Below are 26,346 nucleotides of genomic sequence, written 5' to 3'. Positions count from 1 at the left end.
CCGCCACTTCGCTTCCTTTGATGCTAGGCCACCGCGTCGAAATAACTGGCAAATTCGGCCCGAATCTCGGTCTCGTCCGCCACGTCACGGTTCCTGATATAGGTCAGCGCCCGCTCCGCGCGCTCCAACGACTTGCCTTCCAGCCCGGTCGTGCGCGATCCAATGCCGGCCATCTCCTCGAACACGCCGTTGCAGTGAAGGACCAGATCGCAGCCCGCCGCAAGGATAGCGGCCGCCTTTGACGGGAAATCCCCAGAAAGTGCCTTCATCGAGGTGTCGTCGCTCATCAACAGGCCGTCGAAGCCGATTTCGTCGCGGATGATCTTTTCGATGACCTTGCCGGATGTGGTGGCCGGGTTCTTCGGGTCGATCGCGCTATAGACGACATGCGCCGTCATCGCCATCGGCAAATGGTTGAGCTCCCTGAACGGGGCAAAATCATGCCGCTGCAGGTCGCCGATCGAGGCGTCGACGGTCGGCAGTTCGAAATGCGTGTCGGCGAAGGCCCTTCCATGACCGGGAATATGCTTCATCACCGGCAGCACGCCGCCCGCCATCAGGCCTTCCGCCGCGGCGCGACCTAATTCGATGACGGCGCGCGGCTCCTTGCCATAGGCGCGCGCGCCGATGACGTCGCTGGCGCCCTCGATCGGCACGTCGAGCACCGGCAGGCAATCCGCCGTGATGCCGTAGCGCAGCAGGTCGAAGGCATGCAGCCGCGCCATCAGCCATGCGGCACGGGTGCCGGCGTCATGGTCGTCGCGCCACAAGGCGCCGAGTGCACCGGCAGCCGGATAGTTCGGCGCCAGCGGCGGCCGTAGGCGCTGCACCCGGCCGCCCTCCTGGTCGATGAACACCGGCGCATCCGCACGCCCGACGCAGTCGCGCATCGCGGCGACCAGATCGCGGATCTGCTCGGTCTCGCCGATATTGCGCGCAAACAGGATGAAGCCCCACGGGCATTCGTTGCGATAGAAACGGATCTCGTCGCGGGTCAGTGATTTCCCGGCGCAGCCGAGGATCATGGATTTTGATTCGGTCATGCGGAACAGTTTAGAGCTTCGCGCCGACAAAGGGAATCGCCCGCAATTGCCTTCAGTGGTTTCCGTTCACGCAAAAAAGCCGGCGCGGACGCCGGCTTTTCGAGAGGTTTTGGTGCCTAGTGGGACACGAAGCAATTGCCGCCGGCAGCCTTGTAGCTGGTGCACAGTTTGATAGCCTCGTTGCGAGACTGCGCCGGAACGCGGACGCGGTAGAAGGTGCCCTTGCCGGCGATCTCGGCCTTGACGATGTTGGCGGTGCGGCCGGAAAGCACGCTGCCGTAGCGGCGCTGCAGATCCTGGTAAGTCGCCTGGGCGCTTTCGACTGTCGGCTGCGAAGCGATCTGTATCGACCACGAACCAGCCCCGGCCGCGGCCGGATCGATGGAAGCGACCTGATCGGGCTTGACCTCGCCGACCACGTCGACCGGCTGGTCGGACGGGCGCTGCGGCGCCACCGGAACCGTGGCCGGGGTGCTGGCGGACTGCTTGCTGGCTGACGCCTGGGCCTTGGCTTCAGCCTTTGTGTCGGGCTTGGGCGCCGGCTGCAGCTTGGAGGTTTCGGCCTGATCGCCGCTCGCCTGATCGCCACTCGGCTGGTCGCCAATCTTCGGATCGCTTGTTATTTGGTCGATCAGGGGCACGGTGCCGGTCTGCGCCGCGGCGTCGGCCTGGGCGGCCGGAGCCACGTGCTGCGGCGCCGGATCGGCCGGCTCGGCAGCAGCCATCTGCGGGGCGGCAGGCGCCGGATCCTCGCGCGCCACCAGCGAGCCGTCAGGTTTCACGACCATGGTCCGTACCTTGCGCGGCGCAACGGCGACGATCTCGGGGCTTGCACCCTTCTCGGCCTCCTGCAGAACCTGCGCGATGCGATCCTCGGACTTGGGCGCCGGTGCGGCGGCGGTTTCGGTAGCGCCAGCCGCACTGGCGCCAAGCGCGCTGGAGTCAGGCGCGTTAGTGCCGGGCGCATTGGTGCCAGACCCGTCGGTGTCGGACGCCACGGCGCCGGGCGCGTCGATATCGTCTGCGGCATCGGGGTCATTGGGCGAAAGATCGACGACGCGGCTCTCCGGTTCGTTGGCCTTCAGGTCCACGGGCTCTTCGGTGTTGGTGACCAGCTTCTGCTGAACCGGCTCGGCGGGCTTGGCGCCCTTGACCACAGCGTCATAGACCTTGTTGTCCTGGTTCGGCACCACGGTGCCGCCTGGATTTTCCGGCTTGATCTTGATCGGCCTGTTGTCGGCCTTGACGATAACCGGCGCATCGCCGCCGCTCTTGCCGCCGAGGGTCAACGCAAAGGCGCCAAGGCCTCCGGCGATCGCCACGGCGCCGACCACCGCTCCTATCAGCAGCCCGCGCCTGCGCGGCTGCCTTTCGGCTCCGCGTTCGGCAAGGCCCGGAACCGACATCTCCTCGTCCAGTTCGGGATCGTAGTCGAGCTCATCGAAGGTGAAATCGTCGGCTTGCGAAACCGGCTGGCCGCCAGGCGATGGGCCCAGATCGAAACCGTCCGCTGCATCGGCATAGGAAGCGGCCGCCGCGCTGACGGGGGCTTCCGCAGGCTTGGCGCCATAGGCGCGCGTCTCGCTACGATCTTGCTTGTAGCCAGACGCGAAGCCGGCATCGTATTCATCGTCATAGCCAGCACTGCGCACCGGGGCAGGCGCTATATCCGTTGCATTCATTTCGGTGAGAAGGCTGGCAAAATCGGCATCGAGATCGTCGTAGGCGGGCGCCACCGGCTCGTCATCGTCGAAGTTGAGCTCCGGAATGTCGAGATCGTCCGCCAGCGCCACGACGCGCTCGGGCACGTCGACCGTCTCGACATCGGGCATCTCGTCATAGGCGGAAGGCTGTTGATGCGAGGTTGGTGCAGCTTCCACGTAGGCGGGCCGATCTTCATAGGATGACCTATCTTCACGGGATGCCTGGCCTTCATAGGACGGCCTCTCTTCGACCGGTGCGGCCCGATAGGACGGCGTTGCAGCCGGCTGCGGCGGTGGTGCCGGACGCGCCGAAGCCACCGGCTGGCTTGCAAAGGCAGGCTGAGGCTGTGCGACCGGCGTCACGCGGCTCCACGAGCGGGCCGGCTCGGGCGGCGTGGCGCGTGTCGTCAGCCAGTTCAGCGCATCGAGCGGGTCTTCTTCGGCAGCAGCTGCCGCACTCTTGTCGGCCGAGTCATGATCCAGGCCGATGTTCCTGGCGAAGTCGGCATCGAGCGCATCGCTGTCTAGATCATCCGCAGGTCCGGCAGCGGCTTCAACACCGAAATTCTCGCCTTCAAGCTCATCGAGGAGGACACTGCCAAGATCGGCGTCATCGGCGGCACTGGACTGCGGCGGCTCAGCGGGCTCGTGCTCGTCGAGTTCCCAATCCAGCTCGTCGACAGCATGCACCGGTTCGTTGGCGACGTCTTTGACCGCCGCCATTGGCTGTTCAGCAGCCACTGCTGGCTTCTGAATTACCGGCGCAATGGGCTGCTGAACAGCCATCACGGGCTTCTGGGCAGGCTGCTGGGCAGTCTGCGGGCTTGTCTGAGGTTCGTTGACCGCTTGTGCCGGCCGTGTGCTCATCGCACCGAGCAGCGCGTTCAGTTCGTCTTCCAGGCTGCGTTCCTCAGCCACTGGGGCCGTCGGGACGACAGCGGCCGGCGCCACTGGTTCGGCCGCACCTTGCGCCACGGGCTCTTCGGCTTCCTCGGCAGGCGCATCGTCGAAGCTCAGATCGAAATCGTCGTCGAACGCCGCTTCAGCGGCCGTGCCGGAAAGCCGGGCGGCCTCTGGCTCTTCAATCGACCGCTCTTCGATAAACTCTGGTTCTTCGATTTCGGCAGGCTCGTTCGGGCGAACGTCGAAGTCCATGTCGACATCGGCCATGGCATCATCGAAATGGCCGGCAAGATCCTCATCGGCCGCCTCAACCGGCGATGCCGGGACGGCGACGTTTTCCGCCGGCTCATGCTCGTCGAACATCAGCTCGTCTTCGAGCGAGTTTGCAACGGCATCGTCGAACTCGTCATCGAACGCGGCCGCTTGCGCGGCGGTTTCAACGGCGACGGTCTGCTCCATCGGCTCATGCTCTTCGAGCATCAGCTCGTCTTCGAGCGAACTTGCCACGGCGCTGTCGAACTCATCGTCGAAGGCGGGCTCGTCGACCGGCTCGATCGCCTCGGCTGCGGCCCTGGGTTCATCCTCGCCGGTCACCGCGATCTTGGCCGTCACACCGTCGTCGTGCCGAAAATCCTGGTCGAGCGAGGCGGCAAGTTCGTCGTCACTCGAAAGGTCGTCCTCGAACGGCGACACGTCTTCGAGCGAGCCGGCGACGGCGTTATCGAACTCGTCGTCGAGTTCCGGCTCGACGGCGGGAGCGAACGCCCTTTCGGGGCCGGAGGCAATTTCGTCGGCAACAGGAGCGGCCGCAACAGGAGCAGCGTCATCCGCCGCACTGTCGTCGAACGCGAAATTCTGTTCGAACGAGGCAGCAAGCGCGTCCTCCATTTCGTCGGCGGCGGCCGGTTCGGGTGTCGGCTCGCGAAGCTTGGCAGGGGAAGCATTGTCGTTGGCGTCGGCGCCGAATTCGCCCATCAACTCCTTCTCGAGATCGATCTCGAAATCGCCCTCGTCCACCGACGGTTCGGCGGCAGCGGTTTTCGGCTGGGCCGGCGTTTGCGGTTTGACCGGCTGGCGCGGGTCGAACCCCATGATCCTGGTCAGTTCCGCGAACGGATCATCGTTGGCGATGTCGTTGTGGTCGGCTGCTCTCAGCTGGGTTCTGTCTGCCATTATTGTTCCCGAACTCGCACTCATTCGGACGCCATGGACGTCGCGTAGGGTTGGCCCTTACCAGCGCAATGTGGGCAAAAGGTGACAGGTTTTTTACTCAAACCTAACGCATTTCGGTGGGCGCATTGGCTCCGATCAGCGTCAGGCCGGACGTCAAAACATCCGAAACAGCCTGCACCAGCCCTAGTCTGGCATGCGTCAATTGTCGGTCGTTAACCTTAACAAAACGTAAGTCGGGATTATCGGTGCCCCGGTTCCAGTGTCCGTGGAAGCTGGAAGCGAGTTCGTAGAGGTAAAATGCCAGCCGGTGGGGCTCGAGCGCGAGCGCCGCGGCTTCGATCAGCCGAGGATATTCGGCGAGCTTCCTGATCAGGCCGATCTCCCCCTCATCGGTCAGCAAAGCCACTTCGGCGGCCAGCTGGTTGCGGTCGAACATGGCCTCGCCCAATTGCTCGCTCGCCTGCCGGAATACCGAATGGCAGCGCGCCGAAGCATACTGCACGTAGAACACCGGATTGTCCTTCGACTGCTCGGTCACCTTGGCGAAGTCGAAGTCGAGCGGCGCGTCGTTCTTGCGGTAGAGCATCATGAAGCGGATCGGGTCGCGGCCGACCTCCTCCACCACTTCGCGCAAGGTCACGAACTCGCCCGACCGCTTCGACATACGCACCGGCTCGCCGGCGCGAAACAGCCTCACCAGCTGGCAAAGCAGCACGGTAAGCTTGACCTCGTCGCCGGCAATCGCCCGGGCAAGCGCTTCCAGCCGCTTCACGTAGCCGCCATGATCGGCGCCAAGCACATAGATCAGATCGACGAAGCCGCGATCGACCTTGTCCTTGAGGTAAGCGACATCGGCGGCGAAATAGGTGAAGGTGCCGTCCGACTTGACCAGCGCCCGGTCCATGTCGTCTCCGACTGCCGTCGAGCGGAACAGCGTCTGCTCGCGGTCCTCCCAGTCGTCCGGCTTCTCGCCCTTGGGCGGCGGCAGCTTGCCCTTATAGATGTGGCCCTTCAGCGTCAGGTCGCTGATCGCCGAGCGTATCTTGCGGGCGTTGTTCGCATGCAGCGTCCGCTCGGAGAAGAAGACGTCGTGATGCACGTTGAGCAGCGCCAGATCCTCACGGATCATCGCCATCATCGCATCGATCGTCCTGTCCTTGACGATGGCAAGCGCCTCTTCGTCCGGCATCTGCAGCAGGGAGCGGCCGAATTCGCTGGCCAGCGCCTGACCAACGGGGATCAGATAATCGCCTGGATAAAGCCCGGGCGGAATGTCGCCGATCTCGTCGCCGAGCGCTTCGCGGTAGCGCAGCATGACTGAGCGTCCGAGCACGTCGATCTGCGAACCGGCATCGTTGATGACGTATTCCTTGGTCACGTCATAACCGGCGAAGGCCATCAGATTGGCCAGCGCGTCGCCGACCACGGCACCCCGGCAATGGCCGACATGCATCGGCCCGGTCGGGTTGGCCGAGACATATTCGACATTGGTTTTCTTGCCGCCGCCGACAGTCGAGCGGCCGTAATTGCGGCCTTCGCCGAGCAGCGCCGTCAGATGCGCCTGCCAGAAGCCGTCCTTGAGCCTGAGATTGACGAAGCCCGGGCCGGCGATCTCGGCGGCCGCGATATCCTCGTCGGCGCGCAGCGCCTCGGCCAGCCTTTCGGCCAGCGCACGCGGGCTCTGGCCGGTCGGCTTGGCCAACACCATGGCAGCGTTGGTCGCGAGGTCGCCATGGCTGGCATCGCGCGGCGGCTCGACGGCGATGCGCGACAGGTCCGGCGACGCGCCATCCTTGTCTTTCAAATCAAGCGCTTCGACGGCCTTTATGATTCGCGCGTTGAAATCGGCGAAGATGTTCATTGCTATGGCTCTGACGGTTTTGCATGGATCCGGCGCGTTGGCCGGCAAAATCGCGCCCGCCCTAGCTCAAATCCGGCGTATGGTCAAACAAACGCCTGTGTTCCTTGAGCGCATAAGTGTCCGTCATGCCGGCCAGGAAATCGGCAACACTGCGCGCCTTGACGCGGTCCTCTGCCCGGTCGAGCCCTTCGCGCCAGCCATCCGGCATGGCGCGCGGATCGGCGAAATAGACGTCGAACAGGTCCCTGACGATCTGGTCGGCATCGGCGCGCACCCGCATGACCTCCGCATGCCGGTAGAGGTGCTTGTAGAGAAAGGCCTTCAGCTCCTTTTCCGATACGGCCGTCTCGGCGGAGAAGCTCACCATCGTCTCGCCGGCCGCCCTTACCGCTTCGGCGCTGTCGGGCTGGATGCGCGCCAGATTGGCCGTCGTCGAGACGATCACGTCCTCGACCATGATGGTGATCTGCCGGCGCATCAGCTCGTGGCCGGTGCGTACGTCATCGAGCGCCGGATAGCGCTGACGCACGCCCTTGAGGATCGACCCCGGCAGCGAGACGCCCTCCAGCATATCGAGCGTCAACAGCCCTGCCCTCAAGCCGTCATCGATGTCGTGGGTGTTGTAGGCAATGTCGTCGGCAATCGCCGCGCACTGCGCCTCGATACCGGCGAAGCGGTCGAGCTCGAGGTCGTGCAGTTCGGAATAGTCGCGGATCGCCTGCGGCACCGGCCCCTTCAGCCCTTTGCCCTTGGCATCGGTCAGCGGGCCATTGTGCTTGACCAGCCCCTCCAGCGTTTCCCAGGTGAGGTTCAGTCCATCGAACTCGGCATAGCGCCGCTCCAGCCGCGTCACCACACGCAGCGACTGCGCATTGTGGTCGAAGCCGCCCCAGGCGGCCATCTTCTCGTTCAGCGCGTCCTCGCCGGTATGGCCGAAGGGCGTGTGGCCGAAGTCGTGCACCAGGGCGACCGCCTCGGCCAGGTCCTCGTCGCCGCGCAGCGCCCGCGCCAGAGCGCGTGCGATTTGCGCTACCTCGATCGAATGCGTCAGCCTCGTGCGGTAATGGTCGCCTTCGTGCGCGACGAACACTTGCGTCTTGTGCTTGAGCCGGCGGAACGCCGTCGAATGGATGATGCGGTCGCGGTCGCGCTGGAACGGCGTACGCGTCGGGCTTTCCACCTCGTCGAACAGCCGCCCGCGCGACTTCGCCGGGTCGCTGGCATAGGCCGCGCGCGGCCGATAGCCGAATCCAATGTCGCCCAACTCGTTGGTCATAGCGTATGCCGCAGTTGACTTGCCCCGTCGCGCTTCATACCTATCATACGAAACCGAAAGCAAGGTGACGCCCATGGGCGCTGATGCCAAGACCGCCATGAAAGTCGAGATGACCGACGCCGCCGCCAGGCGAATCGCCAAGATTGTGGCGAGCGAAGCCGGTAAGACGGCGCTGCGCGTTTCGGTCGAGGGCGGCGGCTGTTCCGGCTTCTCCTACAAATTCGACCTGGTCGACAGGCGCAATGACGACGACGTCGCCATCGAAAAGGACGGCGCCACCGTGCTGATCGACGACCTGTCGCTGGTCTATATGGGCGGCTCGGTGATCGATTTCGTTGACGATCTGATGGGCCAGTCGTTCCAGATCAGAAACCCCAATGCGGTCGCCTCCTGCGGCTGCGGCACCAGCTTCTCGATCTAGAAATGCCCGACATCGGCGCGGTCCGTCAGGTCGCGCTTTCCGCCGGGCGCGACCTCGATGCGACGCTGGCGTTCTGGCGCGAAGTGCTCGGCATGAACCTGCATGCGCGTTTCGATCCGCCGGGCATCGCCTTTATCATGGCCGGTGACGTGCGCCTGCTTTTCACCGACGGCCTGCCCGCCGGCACCGTCTATCTCGACATATCGGGCCTCGACGAGTTCCACGCTTCGGCAAGGGCCGCCGGTGTTCCCTTCACCGCGCCGCCGGCGCTCGTCCATCGCGACACCGAAGGCCTGTTCGGCCAGGCGGGGGAAAGCGAATGGATGGCCTTCCTAAAGGACCCGGCAGGCAATACGATCGGCCTTGTCGAACGTCATCCACCGGATAGCTAGTCTCCGGATCACCAGCCTATCGAGGCCGCCATGAAAATCGTCACCTGGAACATCAACGGCGTTCGCGCCCGCATCGGCAATTTGACCCATTGGCTGACGGAAAGCGCGCCCGACATCGCCTGCCTGCAGGAGATCAAGACGGTCGACGAGCAGTTTCCCCGCGCCGAGATCGAGGCGCTCGGCTACAATGTCGAGACTTACGGCCAAAAAGGCTTCAACGGCGTCGCCATCCTGTCGAAGCTGCGTTTCGACGAGGTCAATCGCGGCTTGCCGGGCGACGATGCCGACGAACAGGCGCGTTTTATCGAGGGCGTGTTCTCGACCGACAAGGGCGCCTTGCGCGTTGCCTCGATCTATCTGCCGAACGGCAACCCGATCGACGACGAGAAGAAGTTCTCCTACAAGCTTTCCTGGATGGCGCGACTTGAGCGCTGGGCCGAGGAGCGGCTTGCACTGGAAGAGCCGCTGGTTCTGGCCGGCGACTACAATGTCATTCCCGAGCCGATCGACGCGAAATATCCGGAAAACTGGCTAAGCGACGCGCTGTTCCAGCCCGCGACGCGGCAGGCGTTCCGGCGGCTGAAGAATCTCGGCTTCACCGAAGCCGTGCGTGCCGTCACCGACGCCCCGGACATTTTTACGTTCTGGGACTATCAGGCCGGCGCCTGGCAGAAGAACAACGGCATCCGCATCGACCACCTGCTTCTGTCGCCCGAAGCCGCCAACTGGTTTTCCTCGGCTTCGATCGAAAAACAGGTGCGCGCCTGGGAAAAACCCTCCGACCACGTGCCGGTGGCGATCGATCTGGCGCTGCAGCCGGCCTGACCGGAGCTGCTGTCCGGCGGCACATTGATAAGTTGACCTCTTATCGCCACAAATCGCGCGCTTGATGAGAAATCATCATGGTGGCTGGGGTTCCCATGACTACTCGATTTGCACTCTGCCCGATCGGCTGCGCGCTTGCGATGGCGGTGGCGACGCCGGCTTTTGCCGATGCAGAGTGCCTGGCTAACGGCAAATCATTCCAGATCGGCCGGGTCGCCTGCCTGACGCTTGCCGGCCAAAGCTACCTCGCCCGTTGCGAGATGGTGCTCAACAACACGTCCTGGACAAAGCAGCGGGATGGCTGCCCGGAGAACACGCTGGCCCCACATCTGCAGGGCACGCCGATCTCAACACCGGCGCCCAGCGGCATGCCGGCGGAACCGACCGAGAATTGATTTCAAAACGGAATTTCTGCCGGCCTACTGGTCGCCGCCACCCTTGGTGAGGATGTCGTCGGCCAGCGAGATCGCGGTGCGGCGATCGGCTTCGCCGGCGGCTGCAAACGCTTCTTCCTGCATGCCGCGGATCCATGGCTGGTCGGCAGGTGAGGCCCGTTCGAGCGCCGCGGTCATCATCGCCAGCCCCCGCACGATCTTGCCGCTTTGGAAAAGCAGGTTGCCGAGCGTCGCCTGCGCGCCCGCATGGCCCTTTTCGGCCGCCAGCTGGAACCAGCGTCCGGCCTGCTTGACGCTGGCCTTGACGCCGCCCTCACCCTTGAGGAACATCTGGCCCATCTCGAACTGGGCGTTCGGATTGCGGTAGTTGGCGGCGGCACGCATGTAATATTCCTGGGCTGCCACTTCGTTCTCCTCGACGGGGCTGCCGGGAATGCCCTTCCTCAGATAGTCGCCAAGCGCCACCAGCGCGTCCGAAACATAGCTTTCCTCGGGCGAACCGGGCTCGACATCCTGGTCGACGATCTCGCTGAAGAACTTGAACGCCGCGTAGTCGTCTCGCGCCACGCCATCGCCTTCGGCATACATGCGCGCAAGCTTCCAGGTGGCGCCGATCTGGCCGTTCTCCGCGGCATATTTATACGCTTCCGCAGCCTGCTCCTTATGGCCGTTCTTGTAGGCGGAAAAGCCGAACTGGAACACCGCCCAAGGGCTCGACTGCGGCTTCACGCCGGTCTTGTCGTCGAACACCTTGTCGTCGAAGGCCATGGCCTGGCCGACGGCGCCCAAGGTCGCGCCAAACGTGGCGAGCGCAACCAGTGCCGAAAGGACAGACGACCTCAACAACTCAGATGTCCGCATAGCAGTGTGTTTCTTTGGCACCGCCGGGATGGGTGACCGCGCCGTCGCGGGCAGATCCGACCGTCTGTGCGTATTTCCAGATCGCGCCCGACTGATAGTCGGTCGTGCGCGCCTTCCATGCCTTTGCCCTCGCAGCCAGTTCGGCTTTGGACAATGCAACCTCGATCGTGCCGTTCACCGCATCGATCGAGATCAAGTCGCCATCCCTAAGCAGCCCGATCGGGCCGCCGACAGCCGCTTCCGGCCCGACATGGCCGATGCAGAAACCGCGCGTCGCGCCCGAAAAACGCCCGTCGGTGATGAGCGCCACCTTGCCGCCCATGCCCTGGCCGTAGAGAGCCGCCGTCGTCGACAGCATTTCGCGCATGCCCGGGCCGCCGCGCGGACCCTCGTAACGGATGACGAGAACCTCGCCTTCGCTATAGTTGCGATGCGTAACAGCCTCGAAACATTCCTCTTCCGAATCGAAGCAGCGTGCCGGACCCGAGAATTTGAGCTCCGCCATACCAGCGACCTTCACGATCGCGCCTTCGGGGGCAAGGTTACCCTTCAAGCCCACGACCCCGCCGGTCTGGGTAATCGGCCTGTTGGCGGGACGGACCACATCCTGGCTGTCATTCCAGGAAACATGTTCCATATTTTCGGCCAAAGTGCGGCCGGTCACCGTCAGGCAATCGCGATGAAGATAGCCATGGTCGAGCAGCGTCTTCATCAAGAGCGGAATGCCGCCAGCCTCGAACATGTCCTTGGCGACGTATTTGCCGCCCGGCTTGAGGTCGGCGATGTAGGGTGTTTTCTCGAATATCTTGGCCACGTCGAAAAGATCGAACTTTATCCCGGCCTCGTGCGCGATCGCCGGCAGATGCAGCGCCGCGTTGGTCGAGCCGCCGGTGGCTGAGACCACGGTCGCGGCATTTTCCAACGCTTCTATAGTAACGATGTCGCGCGGGCGGATGTTCCTTGCGATCAGCTCCATGATCTTTTCGCCGGAAGCGAAATTGAAGCGGTCGCGCATCTCGTAGGGTGCCGGCGCGCCGCAGGAATAGGGCAGCGCCAGGCCGATCGCCTCAGCGACGGTGGCCATGGTATTGGCGGTGAACTGGGCGCCGCAGGAGCCGGCCGACGGACAGGCGGCTTGCTCGATCTCGAGCAGCTCGGCGTCGCCGATCGTGCCGACCGAATGCTGGCCGACCGCCTCGAACACGTCCTGCACGGTGATCTGCCGGCCACGGTAGCTGCCGGGCAGTATCGAGCCGCCATAGATGAAGATCGACGGTACGTTGAGGCGCACCATGGCCATCATCATGCCGGGCAGCGACTTGTCGCAACCGGCCAATCCAACCAGCGCATCGTAGCAATGGCCGCGCATGGTGAGCTCGACCGAGTCGGCGATGACCTCGCGCGACACCAGCGACGACTTCATGCCCTGATGACCCATGGCGATGCCGTCGGTGACGGTGATGGTGCAGAATTCGCGTGGCGTGCCGTTGGCGGCCGCCACGCCCTTCTTGACCACTTGCGCCTGGCGCATCAGCGAGATGTTGCAGGGCGCGGCCTCGTTCCAGCAGCTGGCGACACCGACCAGAGGCTGCGCGATCTCGGCCGCCGACAGCCCCATAGCATAAAGGTAGGAGCGATGCGGCGCCCGCTCGGGACCAACGGTCACGTGGCGGCTCGGCAGCTTGGCCTTGGAGATCGCTCTGGCGTCCATACTCGTCCTTGCCGCGGGCGGTGCGGCCTGCCTCTTCGCCTAGCCTTTTGGCGCATGTCCCGAGACAGGTTCGAGGTGCGCCGGGTTTATGGCGGGAAATAGGCAATGTTCCCGGGCGGCCGGGCGACGCGAGGGTTGTTCAGAAACTGTTGCCAAAACGTCACAATTACAGAAGCGAACATCATGGGGACAATTGTTGCGCCGGCCGAATGCCGGACGCCACGCATCCAACCAACGGCCGGGCAGTGCCCGGCCGTTTTGTCGTTTAAAATTTAATAGTTAGAACTTGATCTTGACGGAAGCCGAACCAGCGAGAAGCAGGTCGTTGCCGTAGGTATAGGTAACGGCATTTGCCACGTCGCCGACACCGCTGAAAGTCGATGACCCGCTCGTCAGCACACCGATCGAGCCGCCGAGCCTGACCTCGATCTGGTCGTTCGGCGAATAGGAGACGCCGCTGGCAACGGCCCAGGTATCCGACTGATAGCCGGAGGTCGTCGAGGTGCCGCGATCCCAGGTCAGCGAAACCACGCCCGACAATTGATCGGTGAACTTGTGCCCGATACCGCCCGTGACCGTCCAGCCGTCGCGATACAGCAGGTCGAATGAAACGGGCGAGGGCAAACCGGTTACCGGACTGCGCACGCCATTGATGGCAATGACGCCAAGCTTGCTCCACTCCTGCCAGCGGATGGAACCAAAGGCCAGCCAGCCAGGAGCTATGCCGCTCTGCAGCTTGAATTCCAGAGCCTGAGGTATCTCAGCTGACGCCGAGACTGGGTACACGCCGGTAGAGCCGGGAATCAGATCCGCCGGAAAGGCGCCCCTGAAGCCGGTAGTGTCGACGGTTCCCGACAGCCCGTCATATTTGTAGCTTGAAGAGTACATCAGGCTGGCGCGCAGGGCGATCTCGGGGATCTCATAGGCGGCGCCCGCACGCCAACCCCATGCCTCGTCGGATAGCTTGAATACGCCGAGGCCGGTATTGCCGAAGGCGAGCAGTGTCTGGCGGGACAGAAACGCGTCGACCTGCTGGTAGGAGACACCGCCGATGAATCGTATGGCGCCCTTGCCGACGTTCACCTTGTAGGAGCAGGTGAGACCGAAATCGTCTGTGTCGACGGCGTATTTGACCGCTGTCGGCGAATAGGCGTTGTTCATGCCGAAATTCGCGTCCGCACCATACGGTCTCGTATAGGTGGCAAGACAGTCTACGGGCTCAAAGATGTTGGCCTTGATGCCGACATGCGGCACCGCATAATCGCCACCAACGTCCACCGCCGATGTCGACAAACCCGAGCCATCGAGACGCTGCACATTCTTGAGTTTGCGCTGTGGCGAAACATAGGTGACGCCTGCGTCGAACGAATATGGCGCCGCGTCGAACAGCTGGTCGATGTTGACGCCGCCCCGGTCAAAGCCCCCGGCTTGCACCGTCCCAGCCAAAGCCAGCGAAAAAGCCCCCGCGCCCAGCAGCACTTTCAGACGCGAATAACACATGAATCTCCTCCCCGAAATATCCTTGCATCAAGCTAGAACCAATTCAGGTTAACGGCGCAACAACGAATTCGCCGTGCGTACATGTACACCTTGGCTGAACGCATTTCCGACAAGGTGTCGGCCTTCTTACCGAGGCGGGAAAATGGCCGCCACAATACAGATCGACGAGAAAACTCGGGAAAAACCCCTAAATCACTACAAAACAGGGCATTTTGCGTGCCCAGTCAGCCATTGTTACATTACGGCAACAATGGGGCAAAAACATTCAGTTTGCCTCAAGATTTACGCTGCGGAATGCCCGTTTTCGTGGCAGGCGGCCTGTCTGGAAGGCAGATTCGTGACCGGCGAATCTATTGCGGCCAACAGGCCCAATTTGTTTGATCAGCCGGCCCAATCTGTTCGATCAACCGGCCCAATCTGTTCGATCAACCGGCATCGCGCACCCGCGCCAATGCCACCGAAAGCTTCTCTTGCGCCTCGCGATATTCGGCGAGTTTTTCACGCTCGGCCTCCACCACCTCTTCCGGCGCGTTGGCGACGAATTTCTCGTTGGACAGCTTCTTGTAGAGCCGCGCTATTTCCTCGGTCACCTTCGCAAGCTCCTTGTGCAGGCGCGCTGCCTCGGCGGCAAGGTCGATCAGGCTGCCGAGCGGCAGGCAGATCGTCGCCTCGTTGACCACGATCTGGGCGGATCCCCTCGGTGGCGCCTCGGCGAGCGAGATGTCGCCGACCCGCGCCAGACGCTTGATAGCCGAGCCCTGACGCTCGAGCCTTTCGTGTGTCGCGTCGTTGGCGCCGATCACCACGAGCGGTGCGATAGCCGCCGGCGGCACGTTCATCTCCGAACGCACCGAGCGGATGCCGGAGACAAGGTCGACCAGCCAGTTGATGTCGGCGGCGGCCGCCTCGTCCTCGAAGTCGGGCGACGGCCATGCCGCATGACAAAGCAGCGATTGCCGTTGCCTGCCCTCGCCGGCGGTTTCGGCCCACAGTTCCTCGGTCATGAACGGCATCATCGGATGCAGCAGCTTGTAGATCTCGTCGAGTACGAAGGCGACGCATGCCCTGCTCTCGGCCTTGGCGGCCTCGTCGGTGCCCATGAACACCGGCTTCAGCAGTTCCAGGTACCAGTCGCAGAACTGGTTCCAGACGAACCGGTAGGCGGCACCCGCCGCCTCGTTGAAGCGGTATGAGGTGATACCGTCCGTTATGTCCCGCGCGGCTCGCGTCAGCTCCGTCAAGATCCAGCGGTTGACCGCCAGCTTGGCGTCCTGCAGCCAGAAATCGTCGTCGCGCGCCACTTCGTTCATCTCGGCGAAGCGCGTCGCGTTCCACAGCTTGGTGCCGAAATTGCGATAACCGGCAATGCGGGCCGGATCGAGCTTAACGTCGCGCCCTTGCGCTGCCATCACAGTCAAGGTGAAGCGCAGCGCATCGGCGCCGTATTCGTCGATGAGCTCGAGCGGATCGATGACGTTGCCTTTCGACTTCGACATCTTCTGCCCGTTCTTGTCGCGAACCAGAGCATGGACATAGACGGTATGAAACGGCTCCTGATCCATGAAATGCAGGCCCATCATCATCATGCGGGCGACCCAGAAGAAGATGATGTCGAAACCGGTCACCAGCACGTCGGTCGGGTAATAGGTCTTCAGCTCCCGCGTCTGGTCCGGCCAGCCAAGCGTCGAGAACGGCCACAGCGCCGACGAGAACCATGTGTCGAGCACGTCCTCGTCGCGGGTCAGGATCTCGCCAGGCTGGAAATTCTCAAGCTTGTCCTCGACCCAGGCCTTCCACGGCCCTTCCAGCGCCAGATAATATTCGATGGCGGCACCGAGCGCCTCTTCCTCGGTCTTTTCGACAAAGACATGCCCGTCCGGCCCGTACCAGGCAGGGATCTGGTGACCCCACCAGAGCTGGCGCGAAATGCACCAGGGCTGGATGTTTTCCATCCAGTCGAAATAGGTCTTTTCCCAGTTTTTGGGCACGAAATTGGTACGGCTCTCGCGAACCGAGGCGATCGCCGGCTTGGCCAGTTCCGCCGCATTGACATACCACTGGTCGGTCAGAAACGGCTCGATCGGCACGCCGCCGCGGTCGCCATGCGGCACGGCGTGGCGATGCGGCTCGACCTTCTCGAGAAAGCCGCCCGCCTGCATCAGCTCGACGATCTTCTTGCGCGCATCGAAACGGTCGAGGCCGTCGAGGCTGTCCCAGACGGCCTGGCGCTCCGGCGTCACGTCCAGTCCGGCGAGAAAGTCCTCATTGTCCTTGAGGCTCACCGCCGCATTGACGGTAAGGATGTTGACCGCCGGCAGCCGGTGGCGCTTGCCGACCTCGAAATCGTTGAAGTCATGCGCCGGCGTGATCTTGACCGCACCACTGCCTTTTTCGGGATCGGAATACTCGTCCGCCACCACCGGGATCCTGCGGCCGACGATCGGCAGGATGAGGTTCTTGCCGACAAGATGCCGGAAACGTTCGTCGTCGGGGTGGACGGCGACAGCCGTATCACCCAGCATCGTCTCCGGGCGGGTCGTCGCAACGGTGATGAAGGTCTTCGGATTTTCCGGATCGAAGGTCATGCCTTCGACTGGATAGCGGAAGTGCCAGAGGTTGCCGTTGACTTCCTGCTGCTCGACCTCGAGATCCGAGATGGCGGTCAACAGCTTTGGGTCCCAGTTCACAAGGCGCTTGTCCTTGTAGATCAGCCCTTCCTTGTAGAGCGTCACGAACACTTCGAGCACGGCCTTGGACAGGCCCTCGTCCATGGTGAAGCGCTCCCGGCTCCAGTCGGCCGAGGCCCCGAGCCGCTTCAGCTGGTTGAGGATGGCGCCGCCGGATTCTGCCTTCCATTCCCACACCTTGTCGATGAACTCATCGCGCGTCAGGTCGCGGCGGTGGATCTGATTTTGCATCAGCTGGCGCTCGACCACCATCTGCGTGGCGATGCCGGCATGGTCCATCCCCGGCTGCCACAGCACGTTCTTGCCGCGCATGCGCTCGAAGCGCACCAGAATGTCCTGCAGCGTGTTGTTGAGCGCATGACCCATATGCAGCGAGCCGGTGACATTCGGCGGCGGGATGACGATGGTGAAGGCTTCAGCCCCCTCCTCGGCCCCGGCACCGGCCCGAAAGGCGTCGGCCTCTTCCCAGATCCTGGCAATCTTCGGCTCGACGGCTTTGGCGTCGTAGGTCTTTTCGAGCATGGGAAAACGGTCCGCGCTGTCCGGAATTTGTGGTCCGGTGTAAATCGGAAGGTTGTTGCCAAGTCAACCGCAAGGGCATGGCCGATAGATAGCGCCGTGATGGTTCGGTGCAACTCGCGGAACTGAATGTTGCACGGCAATCGCTTCAGGTTTGCGCTGCCCCTCATTGCCCTGCCGGGCATTTCTCCCCGTATAGTGACGGGGAGAAAGACGCCTGTACTGAAGCTCTCGCCAATCACGAACGTTGCGGAAAAGGCGCCTAAATTGCGGTCAACCCCTTCTCCCCGTCACTATACAGGAGGAGGTGCCGGCAGGCGGATGAGGGGCAGCGCCGACTTCGACAATTCGCCGGTCGAGCGCCGCCCATTGGCGGCTCTCCGAATTGCTACTGCGCGCCGCGCGCGACGCGCTCGATTTCCTCGCGCACCAGCCGCTCGACCAGCGTCGGAAGGTTGTTGTCCAGCCAGTCCTGCAGCATGGGCCGCAGCATCTCCTCGGCCATCTCGTCGAAAGTCTTCTTGCTGCGGCTGGCAAACGCGTCGGAAAGCTCGCCGAAGGCGGCGGCAACCTGCCGGCCCGTATGCTCCGAAAGGATTGCCGGACGTGCGGGCGGCGCCTCGCTGGCCGCCGGACGCGCCAATCCGATTTTCGACGATTCCGGGCCGATTTTCGAAGATTCCGGGCCGCTTTCCGAAAGCTCCGGCCCAATTTCCGAAGGCTCCGGCACAGGTCCAGCAGTCGCCTCGTTCTCGAAAACCTCGGCTTTCGGCTCGGCGTCCGGCGTCCGGAGTGGCTCGGCGCGCTCCGGCTTGGCCATCGCGTCGCCGACCGCGGCGATCTCGCGCCGCCAATCGGCGATGATGGTGTCGGTCGTCTCGGCAGCCTTGGCTGTCGCAGGCCGATCCGGCTTTGCGGGCGGTTCGGGAGCGGCGTTCACCTCAGCCAGCGTCACCGCTGCTTGTATCGGGCCGGGACGCAGCGGCGTTTCCTGGCGCTCAATGACCGGCGCGGCCGCTGGCTGCACCTCGGCGCGCGTGGCCGGCTTGGCGATCTCCAGTCCGCCGCGCAGTTCGGAGCGGAACGCATCCCCCTCCGCTGCTGCCGGCGCCGGTTGCAGATCCTGGCGCAGCTCGTCCGCGTCGCCCGGCTGCTTGCGGCCGGTATCGCTGTCCTCGATGATCCTTCTGATGGAAGCCAGTATTTCTTCCATGGAAGGTTCGCGCTGTACGCTGCTTGCCGTCGCCATCGTCACATCCGCCGCCCTTGTGACTCGTTCTCAGATTTCCTGTCCGGCAATGCCGGATTCGAATCATGGCAACAGCGTAACCGACGGAACGGCTTGCGAGAATCCCCAATCTGGCGACATCTCGGATTTCAACAGATTAGGGTCGGGAGTTGAAAGCCCGCGCGTCGTTCGAGCGCGGGCTGAAAACACGGCTTGGCGATCAGCGGCCGTCCGGCGTGCGCAGGCCGATCCACTTGTCCTTGACGGCGTTGTAATGCTCTTCGGGCCTGTACTTCGTCACGTTGAGCGCAAGGCGGTCTGCCGACAAATGGCCAACCGCCGAGAGGATGGCATAGCTCGCCACCACCACGTCACGTTCGGCGCTGACAAGATTGATCTTGGCGGTGATGAGGGTCGCCTGCGCGTTGAGCACGTCGAGCGTGGTGCGCTGGCCGACATTGCGCTCTTCGATGACGCCGTTCAGGGCAAGCTGCGCGGCGGCGACCACCTGCCGGTTGGCCGTGACGCTTTGCTGCGCGGCGGTGTATTGCGACCATGCCGAGGTCACCGCCTGGCGCACGGTGTCGCGGCTGACATCGACCTCGATACGGGCCTGGCTAAGTGATTCCTTTGATTGGCGAACCAATGCCGAGGTCCGGCCGCCGGAATAGATCGGTATCGTCAATGTCGCGCCGATGTTCGCCGAATTGGTTACGCCATCCTGTGTCGAGGAGAGCGAGCCGGGCGCGGTGCCGCGATAGGCGCTCGAAACACCCGCCGACGCCGATAGTTGCGGCAGCAACGCGCCCTCTGCCGACTTCACCGAAAACCCCGCCGCGTCGACCAGATGCGCGGTGGCGAGGATGGCCGGATGCTCGGCCGATGCGATCGCGATCGCCGCATCGAGGCTCGACGGCAACAGCTTCGACACCGGCGAAGCCGGCCTGAGCCTGCCCGGCTCGTCGCCGACGATCTGGCGATAGGTCGCAGCGCTTGCCAGCGCCGTCGCGCGGGCGGCGCTCAACTGCGCCACCGCGGAGGCACGCTGGGCGTCGGCTTGCGCGACGTCGGTGCGCGTACCTTCGCCGACCTCGAAGCGCGAACGCGCCGCACGCGCCTGCTCGGTCAGGAATTGCAGATTCTGTTCGGTCAGCACGGCGACCTGGCGGTCGCGGATAACGTCCATGTAGGCGCTTGCCGCGTTGAAAAGAGTGTTTTCTTCGGCGTTGCGCAGGCTTTCGAACGAAGCGCGGACCCGCGATTCGGCGGCCGCCACATTGTTCCTGGTCTGAAAACCGTCAAACAGCGTCTGGTCGATCTCGACGCCGAAGTTGCCGGTGGTCAACGAGATGTTTCGGTGCAACCGGTTGCTGTGGCTGGCGGTATAATCGATGCTCGCGGAACCGGTGATGGTCGGGCGCCAGCCCGACTTGGCGATGGCGACGCCCTCGTCGGTGACGCGAACGCCGGCGCGTGAAGAATTGAGCGAGGAATTGTTTTGGTAGGCCTTTGAAAGGGCCCCGAGAATGGTTTCGGCCGAGGCGGCCATTGGAGACAGCGCTGTCGCCGAAACGAGGACAGCGGTAAAAAGCAACTTGCGTACAGACGGCACGTTATATTCCCTCATTCGTTTTGCACGGGAACTGCGCCACGCTGGCTTCTCCTTCTGATCAGCCGGCGCCGCGTTTTTTATCGTTCCCCCGCTGAAAGCCCCCAGAAACGCCCGGTTATGCAGATCAGCAACGATTGTTCAAACGCAAGCGATCATGACAGCGCCTTCGCTGCAAGGCAAAATCACTCAGAATTCGAAGGCGGGAATGCGTTCGAATCCCGGTAGTGGCTTAATTGCCGCATTAAATGCGCGTCTTCCCGTTACAACCCCTCCAGTCTTAAAAAAAAGCCGGGCTACGCCCGAATTGCCCTGCCCCTCCACGGCGACGAGTCGGCCGCCTTCGGCAAGCTGGTCGAACAGCGCCGCCGACACCTCCCCGACGCTGCCGCCGATCAGGATCACGTCGTAAGGTGCCTTGGCGGCATGGCCTTGCGGCAGCGGCCCGTGGACCACGGTGACATTGCCGCAACCCAGCGCCGCAAGCGTCGAAGTGGCGGTCTCGGCCAGCGCCGGATCGCTTTCCAGCGCCACCACGGACCTTGCCAGCCGCGACAGGATCGCCGCCGCATAGCCGGTGCCGCAGCCGACATCGAGTGCCGAATCGCTTGGGCCGATATCGGCCAGTTGCATCAGCTTGGCCAATGGCGACGGCTCCATCAGATAGCGCGGGCCATCGGCCGTATCGGCGATGCGGATGTCCTCGTCGATATAGGCAAGGTCACGCTGGCCGGCGCCGACAAAGGCCTCGCGCGGCACGACAAGCATCGCCTCGAGCAGCGGTGCGCTGGTCACGTCGGTGGTGCGGATCTGGCCGTCGACCATCTTCACCCGGCGTTCGGCAAAATCAGCGCTCATGTTCCAACCATCCGCTTGCCGCGCAAAGGCCGCGGCTGTTTCGACCGGAACTGAAGCCCCCTGGCGCTGACGCGCGGGAGCTCGGGCATTGGAGGCCTCGCCCGGAATCGAACCGGGGTGCAAGGATTTGCAGTCCTCTGCGTAACCACTCCGCCACGAGGCCTCATTGCTCCCGGCGTTCCACCCGGCTCCAATAGGTTGCGGCGAAAATGCCGTCAAGCGGCCACCATGCATTCCCAACGGTTCCTCGACATTCCATGCCCTGCCTTATCAACGCAATGCCCATATTAGCAATAACATATTAGCTTATCGTTAAGCATGATTCTGGGCGACGGGAACCCGAAACCGGCGGCCACGTTGGGCAAAGAGGAGGCTCCGCCATGCGTCGAGCAGGTACGAAGGACGGCACGTCGCGCGGATTGTCGCAGTCTGCAGAGCTTGTGCGCTATGCCATCGACCGCCTCAGCATAGAAGGCGCAAACAGCCTGCCGCCGCGCGACCGGGCGCGGCTGGCATCGGCTACCGCCGTTCTCAAGGAGCTTTGCGAACGTCTGGAGAGCTGCTTCGACCAACCTCGGTAAACGTATGGGCGGACGACGCCGCTCGCCGACATATGGCAGGCTGGCGGCCGTCAGCGGGGCAATCTCAGTCAGGCCGGCGCCGTCGCTCCCACCAGACGACGAAGCGGCGCCGATGACGACGCACCAGGGCAAATTCGTAGGAGAGCACCAGCAGTCCGATCGGTACCATCCAGAAACCCAGGATCGGCAGGAAGCCGAGAATGCCGCCGATGATCAGCACAACGCCGATCGCAATCCTGAGGCCGCGCGAGCGCGGCATGGTGAACTGGCGGCCGAAGACCGAGATTTTCCGGGCCGGTGGCTGTTCGTCGCTCATTGCCGTCATGTGAAATGTCGATCCGTTTGCATCAGTAGCACCATCAGCCGGAGAAAGCCGCAACGGCCTTTTCTGTTCCGTGACAGGCGAGAGACAGCTCATATGAGGGCGCTCGCCGGCCATTGCCAGCAAGCCCTGCGCCAAAAAGCACCGAAAAAATGCGAAATGCTTCTTTGCAAAGCCGAAACGGGTTTGCTATAGGCTGCCCCACTCACATGAGAGCCTCTGTTCCCCGGTAGCTCAGTGGTAGAGCAACCGGCTGTTAACCGGTTGGTCGCTGGTTCGAATCCGGCCCGGGGAGCCACTTAATCCAGAAAAGTCTTGAAACCCAAGGATTGCAACGGTTTCCGCTTCCCCAGAGATACACCGCGAGATACGCTGCGGGGTACCTTGAGCATGAAGATTGACGTGAAACGTGGCAAGGCAGGTTGGCGCTACAGGCGCAAAATCCCCGAGGAGCTTCGGGCAATTTTGGGCAAACGGGAACATCTCGTCCCGCTTGGCGCCATCGAACAGGAAGCCCTGAAAAATTATCCGAAGGTTCATGCCGAATCGCGAGAAGCCGTCACGCAGATCACCTTTCCGCACAAACCATCCATGCAGGGGCCGAAGTGCCGTTGCTGCAGGAACAAGGCAGCAACAGACGCGGCAGGCTCTGAACCACAGGCTACAGACCCGCCCCCTGCACTTGAGCCATGCCCTCGTTTCCTGTGTCCATTAGGGTCCGGAGTGTCCGGCCGGTGATTTGCGGTTCATCGAGGGGTAAATGCATCGCGGGCCCTAGCATCGCGCCAAACGCATGCCGCTCGCCTGAAAAGCTCCGACTGACGGCACCACGAATGACCGCTCCTTGGGCGCCAAAAATAGGCGCTCCGCTCATTTTGCCAGGAATTTTTGCGTTGAAATCGAAGCAGGGTCCCGGGGTGGATACGTCTTTCTGCAAATGGTTCTCCGGAAATACTCGCATCACTTCACCTACAGAGACGAATAGGTCCATTTCGAACTCTTTGATGACCATTCCGCCCTTACCGTAGTCCAAGGGAATGTCGTTCATTTCCGCATAGCCCAGCGAGTACGCTGCTTCGCCCGGTATGAATGGGTTCAACGACAAACTCAGGGGTTGATGCGCAGCGCCGTGGGGCATCTCTGCGATTTTGCAGATCGCAATGTCTGTCGAGTACTCAAACCTATCCTTCTCATAGACGAGGGGACTTTCCTTCCAGTGGCCCCATAGCCAGTATTTCTGAAAGGAAAAGTACCTAAATCCGCGCGTCCCGTAGGCAGGGCTATAGGGGACGATGACACCGAAATTTAGCGTCTCTGCGAAGACCATCTGGTTCGCCTGGCGCGTCGCACCGTAGCCGCTGTCGAAAGGATCCATGAGAATGTGGGCTGCGGTCATGACGTAGCCAGAGCAACTAATAACGGAACCGGTCCCGATACACCGAATAAAATCGTCGCCCTCCCTCCAGGCAACGACAGGAACGATACTCTGCTTCATGAGAAAGTCTGCCGGACCTAAAGAAGCCAGAGCTTCATGTATGTTCCGGCTCGGGGTGGAGGTCAGAAGTTCAATGTCGCCCCCAAATGTGAAATAGTCAGAATCGAAACCCGGCTTAGGCGTCAATTCGAGACCTCTAAGATCAGTGACGCCCCACTGTCCATCTGATCGGCGAGACCACAATGATTTCAGTATTGAAATAGGTGGTGTAATCACCACTTTCTCGCCCCCTATTTTGCTACCGCTTGCATAGGCTCGGTTGTAAATCCGATTTCGGCCATTCACTTTGTCTCTCGGCAAAAGCCGAAGCCCCGGGAGAACCGCCAATTCCTTTTCTTAGAACGGATACAGCACTGGCGTCAGCCCCGACGAATGACCGTCATAAGGGTGGATGTACGATTCCGAGATCTTCCAGTTCGGCTTAGATGCCACTTGAAAGAAGTAGCCAAACTCTGAACGCCAACGAAATGCTTCCATCTTTCCAAATTGGGCGATCAGCATGACGGCGCAGGCAACGACAGCATCGATAGCGTGAGACAGGGTCCCCTCTTCAAAACTTCCTTCGCGATCATGCTTCACTGCGTTGTATGCCCGATACCAAGGTAGTGACTCCGTCGGGCGCGCGCTGTCCCAACCCTCAAAGGGTCTCACCTCCTTCATCCATGGGTAGTATGGAAGCAAAATTCCAAACTCACCCAGCCGCATTGCACTTTGAAGGGCGACATAATTTAGCGTGGTGAATTTGCCCGACAGTCCATTTGCCTCAAGCACACCGCGCCAGTGCATCTCCACCTCTGTGCAGGCAAGAATGAGAAGGTTTCTTACCTCGTGCCCGTAAACTTTGAAGTTCGATGGCGAGGGGTGAACCGTTTGGCAAATCTCAGTTAGCTTGTGCGTGAGCGAAACTAGCTGCCCGCGCATGATCGCAAGCTGGGACTCTACCGTCTTCGACCCCGGACAATGATAAACCGGATTTGGGACCCCAACGTGCTGGTCAACCACTCTGGCCATGCGGGGATAGTACTCACCCGGTCTGAGGTGCGTACGTTCAAAGGAGAAGGGCGCCGACTGTGGAATAAGCCGCGCCAATTTTGCTCCGACAGCGTCGAAGAGGTCTTCCCCCGAAGGAAGCGCGACGTGCGCGGACTCGTTATTGAGCGGTTTTGAGACGCCGACTAGTGTCGCGACTGTTCCATCGAAATGCCATATCCCTTGGCCCTTTCCGTCTTTATCAGTGCATCCGAAATACCCGCTTGATTGCGCCATGGTCCCCCGCGAAACTCTATTGAGGGCAATCTACATTACATCCCCGATTCTGGCTCCCCTGAAGTTCTCCTCAGGGTGTAGCCGAGGGGGCACAGGGACACAGGAGATCCGCCTGTTTATTAGTCCAGACCGTAACCAATGCCCCCTGACAGCTATCTACCGGTAGAGTCTCGGGTACTTGGCCTTCTCAGTCTGGCAATCATCCCTACGCCGCACCGCTTTGTTCAAAGCGGCCTCATAGGCGCGGATGGCCCTCTTGAACTTAGGTCGATTGGGTGTCAGGTGTTTATCCAGACCGTCGTACAAAAGGACTGTAACGGCTATAATGGCCTTCCCATCTTCGGTTGGCCTCAGCGCCCGGCATCTTTGCCTAACACCGATGACGTTACCTGCCATCGTAGCGGCCAAGTTCAACTTGGCGTCGGGCATCCGAGCCAGGAAGTTAATGTTTTGCTGCTCTCCCTGTCCGGCTGAAGCCGCCGAAGATATGACGCAGACTGCCGCGCCGAGTGTAATCAAAATGCGGTTCAAAAATTGCCCCCTCAATGTTTCGCGATCTCGACCCAAGCATCGCCCGTTCCTGCAATGCGAGGTTGAAATAATTCAATTCGAAAAGCAATTGACGTTATGCGACATTGCGCGAGGATCACCGCACCCCGGGAGCAGCGAGCATCTTAGCTACCTCGGCAGCAGCCAGGAACGCCTTCCGTGCCTCCTCAGGTTCCATCTTCGTTGGCGATCACGGCGATGCAGACGCGCACCGCTCGGTTCCATTTGGGGCCACGCTTGGTCCACTTCATCATCTCCTGGCCGGCTGCCTCGACGTTGTTCACGTTCCGGGTCATACCGGCGCGCTCAGTTCTCACAGGGACCGGAGGGGAGAACCAATGGGTTGCCATGTGTTATTCGCGAAGATCGAACCCAACAAATAGGCCAAAGGCTGGGGCAACATTGACAATAAGCTCCACCAGCTCGCAGTCAGTTTCCTTCAGATATGGCCCGTCTCGGCGCACCGCTGCGATAGTGTCTTTTACGGAGCCTCGTATGAACGTTTGCACGCAGTGTCGACCCGACAAGGTGACGGCCAAACACCTTGTTCACGAGCTAATCCTACAAGTCCCTCGCGGCCAGATCATCCTCCCACCTCAGCGAGAACCCAAGTGGCAATTTTATTGGTCACTCCACGGAAAAATCAATGTTCGAATCGTACTGAATAAAGGACTGAATCTTTGGGAGAAATTTCTCCTCCTCCTACGGGGAGAGATACATCTTGGCTTCCTTAGCGGCAGCCTCAAAGGCCTTTCGTACCACCTGAGGGTCAATCGGATCGCCCTCCAGATCTGACAGGCAGAGGGTCACCGCCTTGTGCCAGCGAGGTCCTCTCCGGGTCCACGTCTTGAGCTGCTCAAGGGCTGCCCTCGCATTGTTGCAGCCATGCCTGACGCCGGTTTCAGTCTTCACGAACACCGGAGGGACGAACCAATGGGTTGCCATGATACCTCCTACTCAGGGGAGAGATACACGTTGGCCTCCTTGGCAGCCGCCACAAAGGCTTCACGGACCTCTTGGGGGGAGGCTTTGCCCTCGAACGCATCGACGCAGGATTGGACCGCCTTGGTCCACTTCGGGCCGTTTGTGTCCCACCCCATGAGTTCCTCGGCGGCTCCCTCGACGTGGCTGACCCCATTGCGAATGCCCGGACGTTTCGTCTTCACGT

General features: G+C 62.0%; 22 protein-coding genes and 2 tRNA genes. 6 read left to right on the top strand and 18 right to left on the bottom strand.

Annotated elements, in window-relative coordinates; translation table 11 throughout:
- Positions 1-23: 23 nt before the first annotated feature.
- The 4 genes from nagZ to NKJ20_RS18995 form a co-directional block, all read right to left on the bottom strand.
- Positions 24-1,043, bottom strand: coding sequence for a beta-N-acetylhexosaminidase (gene nagZ, locus NKJ20_RS19010; RefSeq protein ID WP_352746025.1), 1,020 nt, complete (start codon positions 1,041-1,043; stop codon positions 24-26).
- Positions 1,044-1,159: 116 nt separating this feature from the next.
- Entirely contained in the window at positions 1,160-4,822 is a 3,663-nt protein-coding gene (locus NKJ20_RS19005; RefSeq protein WP_352746024.1) for an SPOR domain-containing protein, read from the bottom strand.
- Positions 4,823-4,925: 103 nt separating this feature from the next.
- Positions 4,926-6,683, bottom strand: coding sequence for an arginine--tRNA ligase (gene argS, locus NKJ20_RS19000; RefSeq protein ID WP_352746023.1), 1,758 nt, complete (start codon positions 6,681-6,683; stop codon positions 4,926-4,928).
- A 61-nt stretch (positions 6,684-6,744) separates the two neighbouring features.
- Positions 6,745-7,959, bottom strand: coding sequence for a deoxyguanosinetriphosphate triphosphohydrolase (locus tag NKJ20_RS18995; RefSeq protein WP_352539736.1), 1,215 nt, complete (start codon positions 7,957-7,959; stop codon positions 6,745-6,747).
- A 73-nt stretch (positions 7,960-8,032) separates the two neighbouring features.
- Here NKJ20_RS18995 and erpA point away from each other — a divergent pair, with 73 nt between their 5' ends.
- The 4 genes from erpA (at position 8,033) to NKJ20_RS18975 (ending at position 9,992) form a co-directional block, all read left to right on the top strand.
- The gene (gene erpA / locus NKJ20_RS18990) at positions 8,033-8,380 is read left to right on the top strand and encodes an iron-sulfur cluster insertion protein ErpA (protein ID WP_254818314.1); all 348 of its coding nucleotides are present in this window, start codon (positions 8,033-8,035) and stop codon (positions 8,378-8,380) included.
- 2 nt (positions 8,381-8,382) lie between these two features.
- A complete protein-coding gene (locus NKJ20_RS18985; RefSeq protein ID WP_352451394.1) occupies positions 8,383-8,772 on the top strand; it encodes a VOC family protein in 390 nt (129 codons plus the stop codon).
- Positions 8,773-8,802: 30 nt separating this feature from the next.
- On the top strand, positions 8,803-9,597 hold the full coding sequence (gene xth, locus NKJ20_RS18980) for an exodeoxyribonuclease III (protein WP_023678937.1): 795 nt from the start codon (positions 8,803-8,805) through the stop codon (positions 9,595-9,597).
- 77 nt (positions 9,598-9,674) lie between these two features.
- A complete protein-coding gene (locus NKJ20_RS18975; RefSeq protein ID WP_352454507.1) occupies positions 9,675-9,992 on the top strand; it encodes a hypothetical protein in 318 nt (105 codons plus the stop codon).
- Between the two features lie 24 nt (positions 9,993-10,016).
- Here the strand turns inward: NKJ20_RS18975 and NKJ20_RS18970 are convergent, their stop codons facing one another.
- The 8 genes from NKJ20_RS18970 to NKJ20_RS18935 form a co-directional block, all read right to left on the bottom strand.
- Positions 10,017-10,853 carry a tetratricopeptide repeat protein gene (locus NKJ20_RS18970; RefSeq protein ID WP_023678939.1) on the bottom strand — a complete coding sequence of 279 codons (837 nt, stop codon included), beginning with the start codon at positions 10,851-10,853 and terminating at the stop codon, positions 10,017-10,019.
- Positions 10,840-12,564 (bottom strand): dihydroxy-acid dehydratase, encoded by a 1,725-nt coding sequence (gene ilvD / locus NKJ20_RS18965; protein WP_352746020.1) that lies wholly within the window; start codon positions 12,562-12,564, stop codon positions 10,840-10,842. Before ilvD ends, NKJ20_RS18970 begins: the two co-directional genes overlap by 14 nt.
- 279 nt (positions 12,565-12,843) lie before the next feature.
- Positions 12,844-14,064 (bottom strand): OmpP1/FadL family transporter, encoded by a 1,221-nt coding sequence (locus NKJ20_RS18960; RefSeq protein ID WP_352744678.1) that lies wholly within the window; start codon positions 14,062-14,064, stop codon positions 12,844-12,846.
- Positions 14,065-14,489: 425 nt separating this feature from the next.
- On the bottom strand, positions 14,490-17,273 hold the full coding sequence (locus NKJ20_RS18955; RefSeq protein ID WP_352746018.1) for a valine--tRNA ligase: 2,784 nt from the start codon (positions 17,271-17,273) through the stop codon (positions 14,490-14,492).
- A 385-nt stretch (positions 17,274-17,658) separates the two neighbouring features.
- Positions 17,659-18,519, bottom strand: coding sequence for a DUF2497 domain-containing protein (locus NKJ20_RS18950; RefSeq protein WP_352451399.1), 861 nt, complete (start codon positions 18,517-18,519; stop codon positions 17,659-17,661).
- A gap of 199 nt (positions 18,520-18,718) precedes the next feature.
- Positions 18,719-20,110, bottom strand: a complete 1,392-nt coding sequence (locus tag NKJ20_RS18945; protein WP_352746014.1) for a TolC family outer membrane protein — start codon at positions 20,108-20,110, stop codon at positions 18,719-18,721.
- A gap of 186 nt (positions 20,111-20,296) precedes the next feature.
- Positions 20,297-20,965, bottom strand: coding sequence for a protein-L-isoaspartate O-methyltransferase family protein (locus tag NKJ20_RS18940; protein ID WP_352451401.1), 669 nt, complete (start codon positions 20,963-20,965; stop codon positions 20,297-20,299).
- A gap of 89 nt (positions 20,966-21,054) precedes the next feature.
- Positions 21,055-21,128: transfer RNA gene (locus tag NKJ20_RS18935), tRNA-Cys, on the bottom strand.
- Positions 21,129-21,345: 217 nt separating this feature from the next.
- Here NKJ20_RS18935 and NKJ20_RS18930 point away from each other — a divergent pair.
- A complete protein-coding gene (locus NKJ20_RS18930) occupies positions 21,346-21,546 on the top strand; it encodes a hypothetical protein (RefSeq protein ID WP_352746011.1) in 201 nt (66 codons plus the stop codon).
- Between the two features lie 64 nt (positions 21,547-21,610).
- Here the strand turns inward: NKJ20_RS18930 and NKJ20_RS18925 are convergent, their stop codons facing one another.
- Complete coding sequence (locus NKJ20_RS18925; protein WP_023676401.1) at positions 21,611-21,871, bottom strand: hypothetical protein; 261 nt, start codon at positions 21,869-21,871, stop codon at positions 21,611-21,613.
- A 220-nt stretch (positions 21,872-22,091) separates the two neighbouring features.
- Here NKJ20_RS18925 and NKJ20_RS18920 point away from each other — a divergent pair.
- A tRNA-Asn gene (locus NKJ20_RS18920) sits at positions 22,092-22,166 on the top strand.
- A gap of 363 nt (positions 22,167-22,529) precedes the next feature.
- On the opposite strand, the gene NKJ20_RS18915 is transcribed toward NKJ20_RS18920, so the two are convergent.
- The 5 genes from NKJ20_RS18915 to NKJ20_RS18895 form a co-directional block, all read right to left on the bottom strand.
- On the bottom strand, positions 22,530-23,363 hold the full coding sequence (locus NKJ20_RS18915; RefSeq protein ID WP_352746008.1) for a trypsin-like peptidase domain-containing protein: 834 nt from the start codon (positions 23,361-23,363) through the stop codon (positions 22,530-22,532).
- 336 nt (positions 23,364-23,699) lie between these two features.
- Positions 23,700-24,629, bottom strand: a complete 930-nt coding sequence (locus NKJ20_RS18910) for a hypothetical protein (protein WP_352746006.1) — start codon at positions 24,627-24,629, stop codon at positions 23,700-23,702.
- Positions 24,630-25,345: 716 nt separating this feature from the next.
- The gene (locus tag NKJ20_RS18905; protein WP_352746004.1) at positions 25,346-25,474 is read right to left on the bottom strand and encodes a hypothetical protein; all 129 of its coding nucleotides are present in this window, start codon (positions 25,472-25,474) and stop codon (positions 25,346-25,348) included.
- A gap of 406 nt (positions 25,475-25,880) precedes the next feature.
- The gene (locus NKJ20_RS18900; protein ID WP_352746001.1) at positions 25,881-26,123 is read right to left on the bottom strand and encodes a DUF982 domain-containing protein; all 243 of its coding nucleotides are present in this window, start codon (positions 26,121-26,123) and stop codon (positions 25,881-25,883) included.
- An 8-nt stretch (positions 26,124-26,131) separates the two neighbouring features.
- On the bottom strand, positions 26,132-26,346 hold a 215-nt coding region (locus NKJ20_RS18895), incomplete at its 5' end, for a DUF982 domain-containing protein (RefSeq protein ID WP_502902817.1).

It is taken from the genome of Mesorhizobium sp. M0185 (assembly GCF_040322175.1).
Lineage (GTDB): Bacteria > Pseudomonadota > Alphaproteobacteria > Rhizobiales > Rhizobiaceae > Mesorhizobium.
Note: the sequence above shows the minus strand (reverse complement) of the source record. Positions and strands in the feature narration are given on the sequence as shown.

Coding starts and splice junctions, on each gene's coding strand:
- nagZ (WP_352746025.1), bottom strand. CDS start 1,043: ATGACCGAATCAAAATCCATGATCCTCGGCTGCGCCGGGAAATCACTG.
- NKJ20_RS19005 (WP_352746024.1), bottom strand. CDS start 4,822: ATGGCAGACAGAACCCAGCTGAGAGCAGCCGACCACAACGACATCGCC.
- argS (WP_352746023.1), bottom strand. CDS start 6,683: ATGAACATCTTCGCCGATTTCAACGCGCGAATCATAAAGGCCGTCGAA.
- NKJ20_RS18995 (WP_352539736.1), bottom strand. CDS start 7,959: ATGACCAACGAGTTGGGCGACATTGGATTCGGCTATCGGCCGCGCGCG.
- erpA (WP_254818314.1), top strand. CDS start 8,033: ATGGGCGCTGATGCCAAGACCGCCATGAAAGTCGAGATGACCGACGCC.
- NKJ20_RS18985 (WP_352451394.1), top strand. CDS start 8,383: ATGCCCGACATCGGCGCGGTCCGTCAGGTCGCGCTTTCCGCCGGGCGC.
- xth (WP_023678937.1), top strand. CDS start 8,803: ATGAAAATCGTCACCTGGAACATCAACGGCGTTCGCGCCCGCATCGGC.
- NKJ20_RS18975 (WP_352454507.1), top strand. CDS start 9,675: ATGGTGGCTGGGGTTCCCATGACTACTCGATTTGCACTCTGCCCGATC.
- NKJ20_RS18970 (WP_023678939.1), bottom strand. CDS start 10,853: ATGCGGACATCTGAGTTGTTGAGGTCGTCTGTCCTTTCGGCACTGGTT.
- ilvD (WP_352746020.1), bottom strand. CDS start 12,564: ATGGACGCCAGAGCGATCTCCAAGGCCAAGCTGCCGAGCCGCCACGTG.
- NKJ20_RS18960 (WP_352744678.1), bottom strand. CDS start 14,064: ATGTGTTATTCGCGTCTGAAAGTGCTGCTGGGCGCGGGGGCTTTTTCG.
- NKJ20_RS18955 (WP_352746018.1), bottom strand. CDS start 17,273: ATGCTCGAAAAGACCTACGACGCCAAAGCCGTCGAGCCGAAGATTGCC.
- NKJ20_RS18950 (WP_352451399.1), bottom strand. CDS start 18,519: ATGGCGACGGCAAGCAGCGTACAGCGCGAACCTTCCATGGAAGAAATA.
- NKJ20_RS18940 (WP_352451401.1), bottom strand. CDS start 20,965: ATGAGCGCTGATTTTGCCGAACGCCGGGTGAAGATGGTCGACGGCCAG.
- NKJ20_RS18930 (WP_352746011.1), top strand. CDS start 21,346: ATGCGTCGAGCAGGTACGAAGGACGGCACGTCGCGCGGATTGTCGCAG.
- NKJ20_RS18925 (WP_023676401.1), bottom strand. CDS start 21,871: ATGACGGCAATGAGCGACGAACAGCCACCGGCCCGGAAAATCTCGGTC.
- NKJ20_RS18915 (WP_352746008.1), bottom strand. CDS start 23,363: ATGAAGCAGAGTATCGTTCCTGTCGTTGCCTGGAGGGAGGGCGACGAT.
- NKJ20_RS18910 (WP_352746006.1), bottom strand. CDS start 24,629: ATGGCGCAATCAAGCGGGTATTTCGGATGCACTGATAAAGACGGAAAG.
- NKJ20_RS18905 (WP_352746004.1), bottom strand. CDS start 25,474: ATGACCCGGAACGTGAACAACGTCGAGGCAGCCGGCCAGGAGATGATG.
- NKJ20_RS18900 (WP_352746001.1), bottom strand. CDS start 26,123: ATGGCAACCCATTGGTTCGTCCCTCCGGTGTTCGTGAAGACTGAAACC.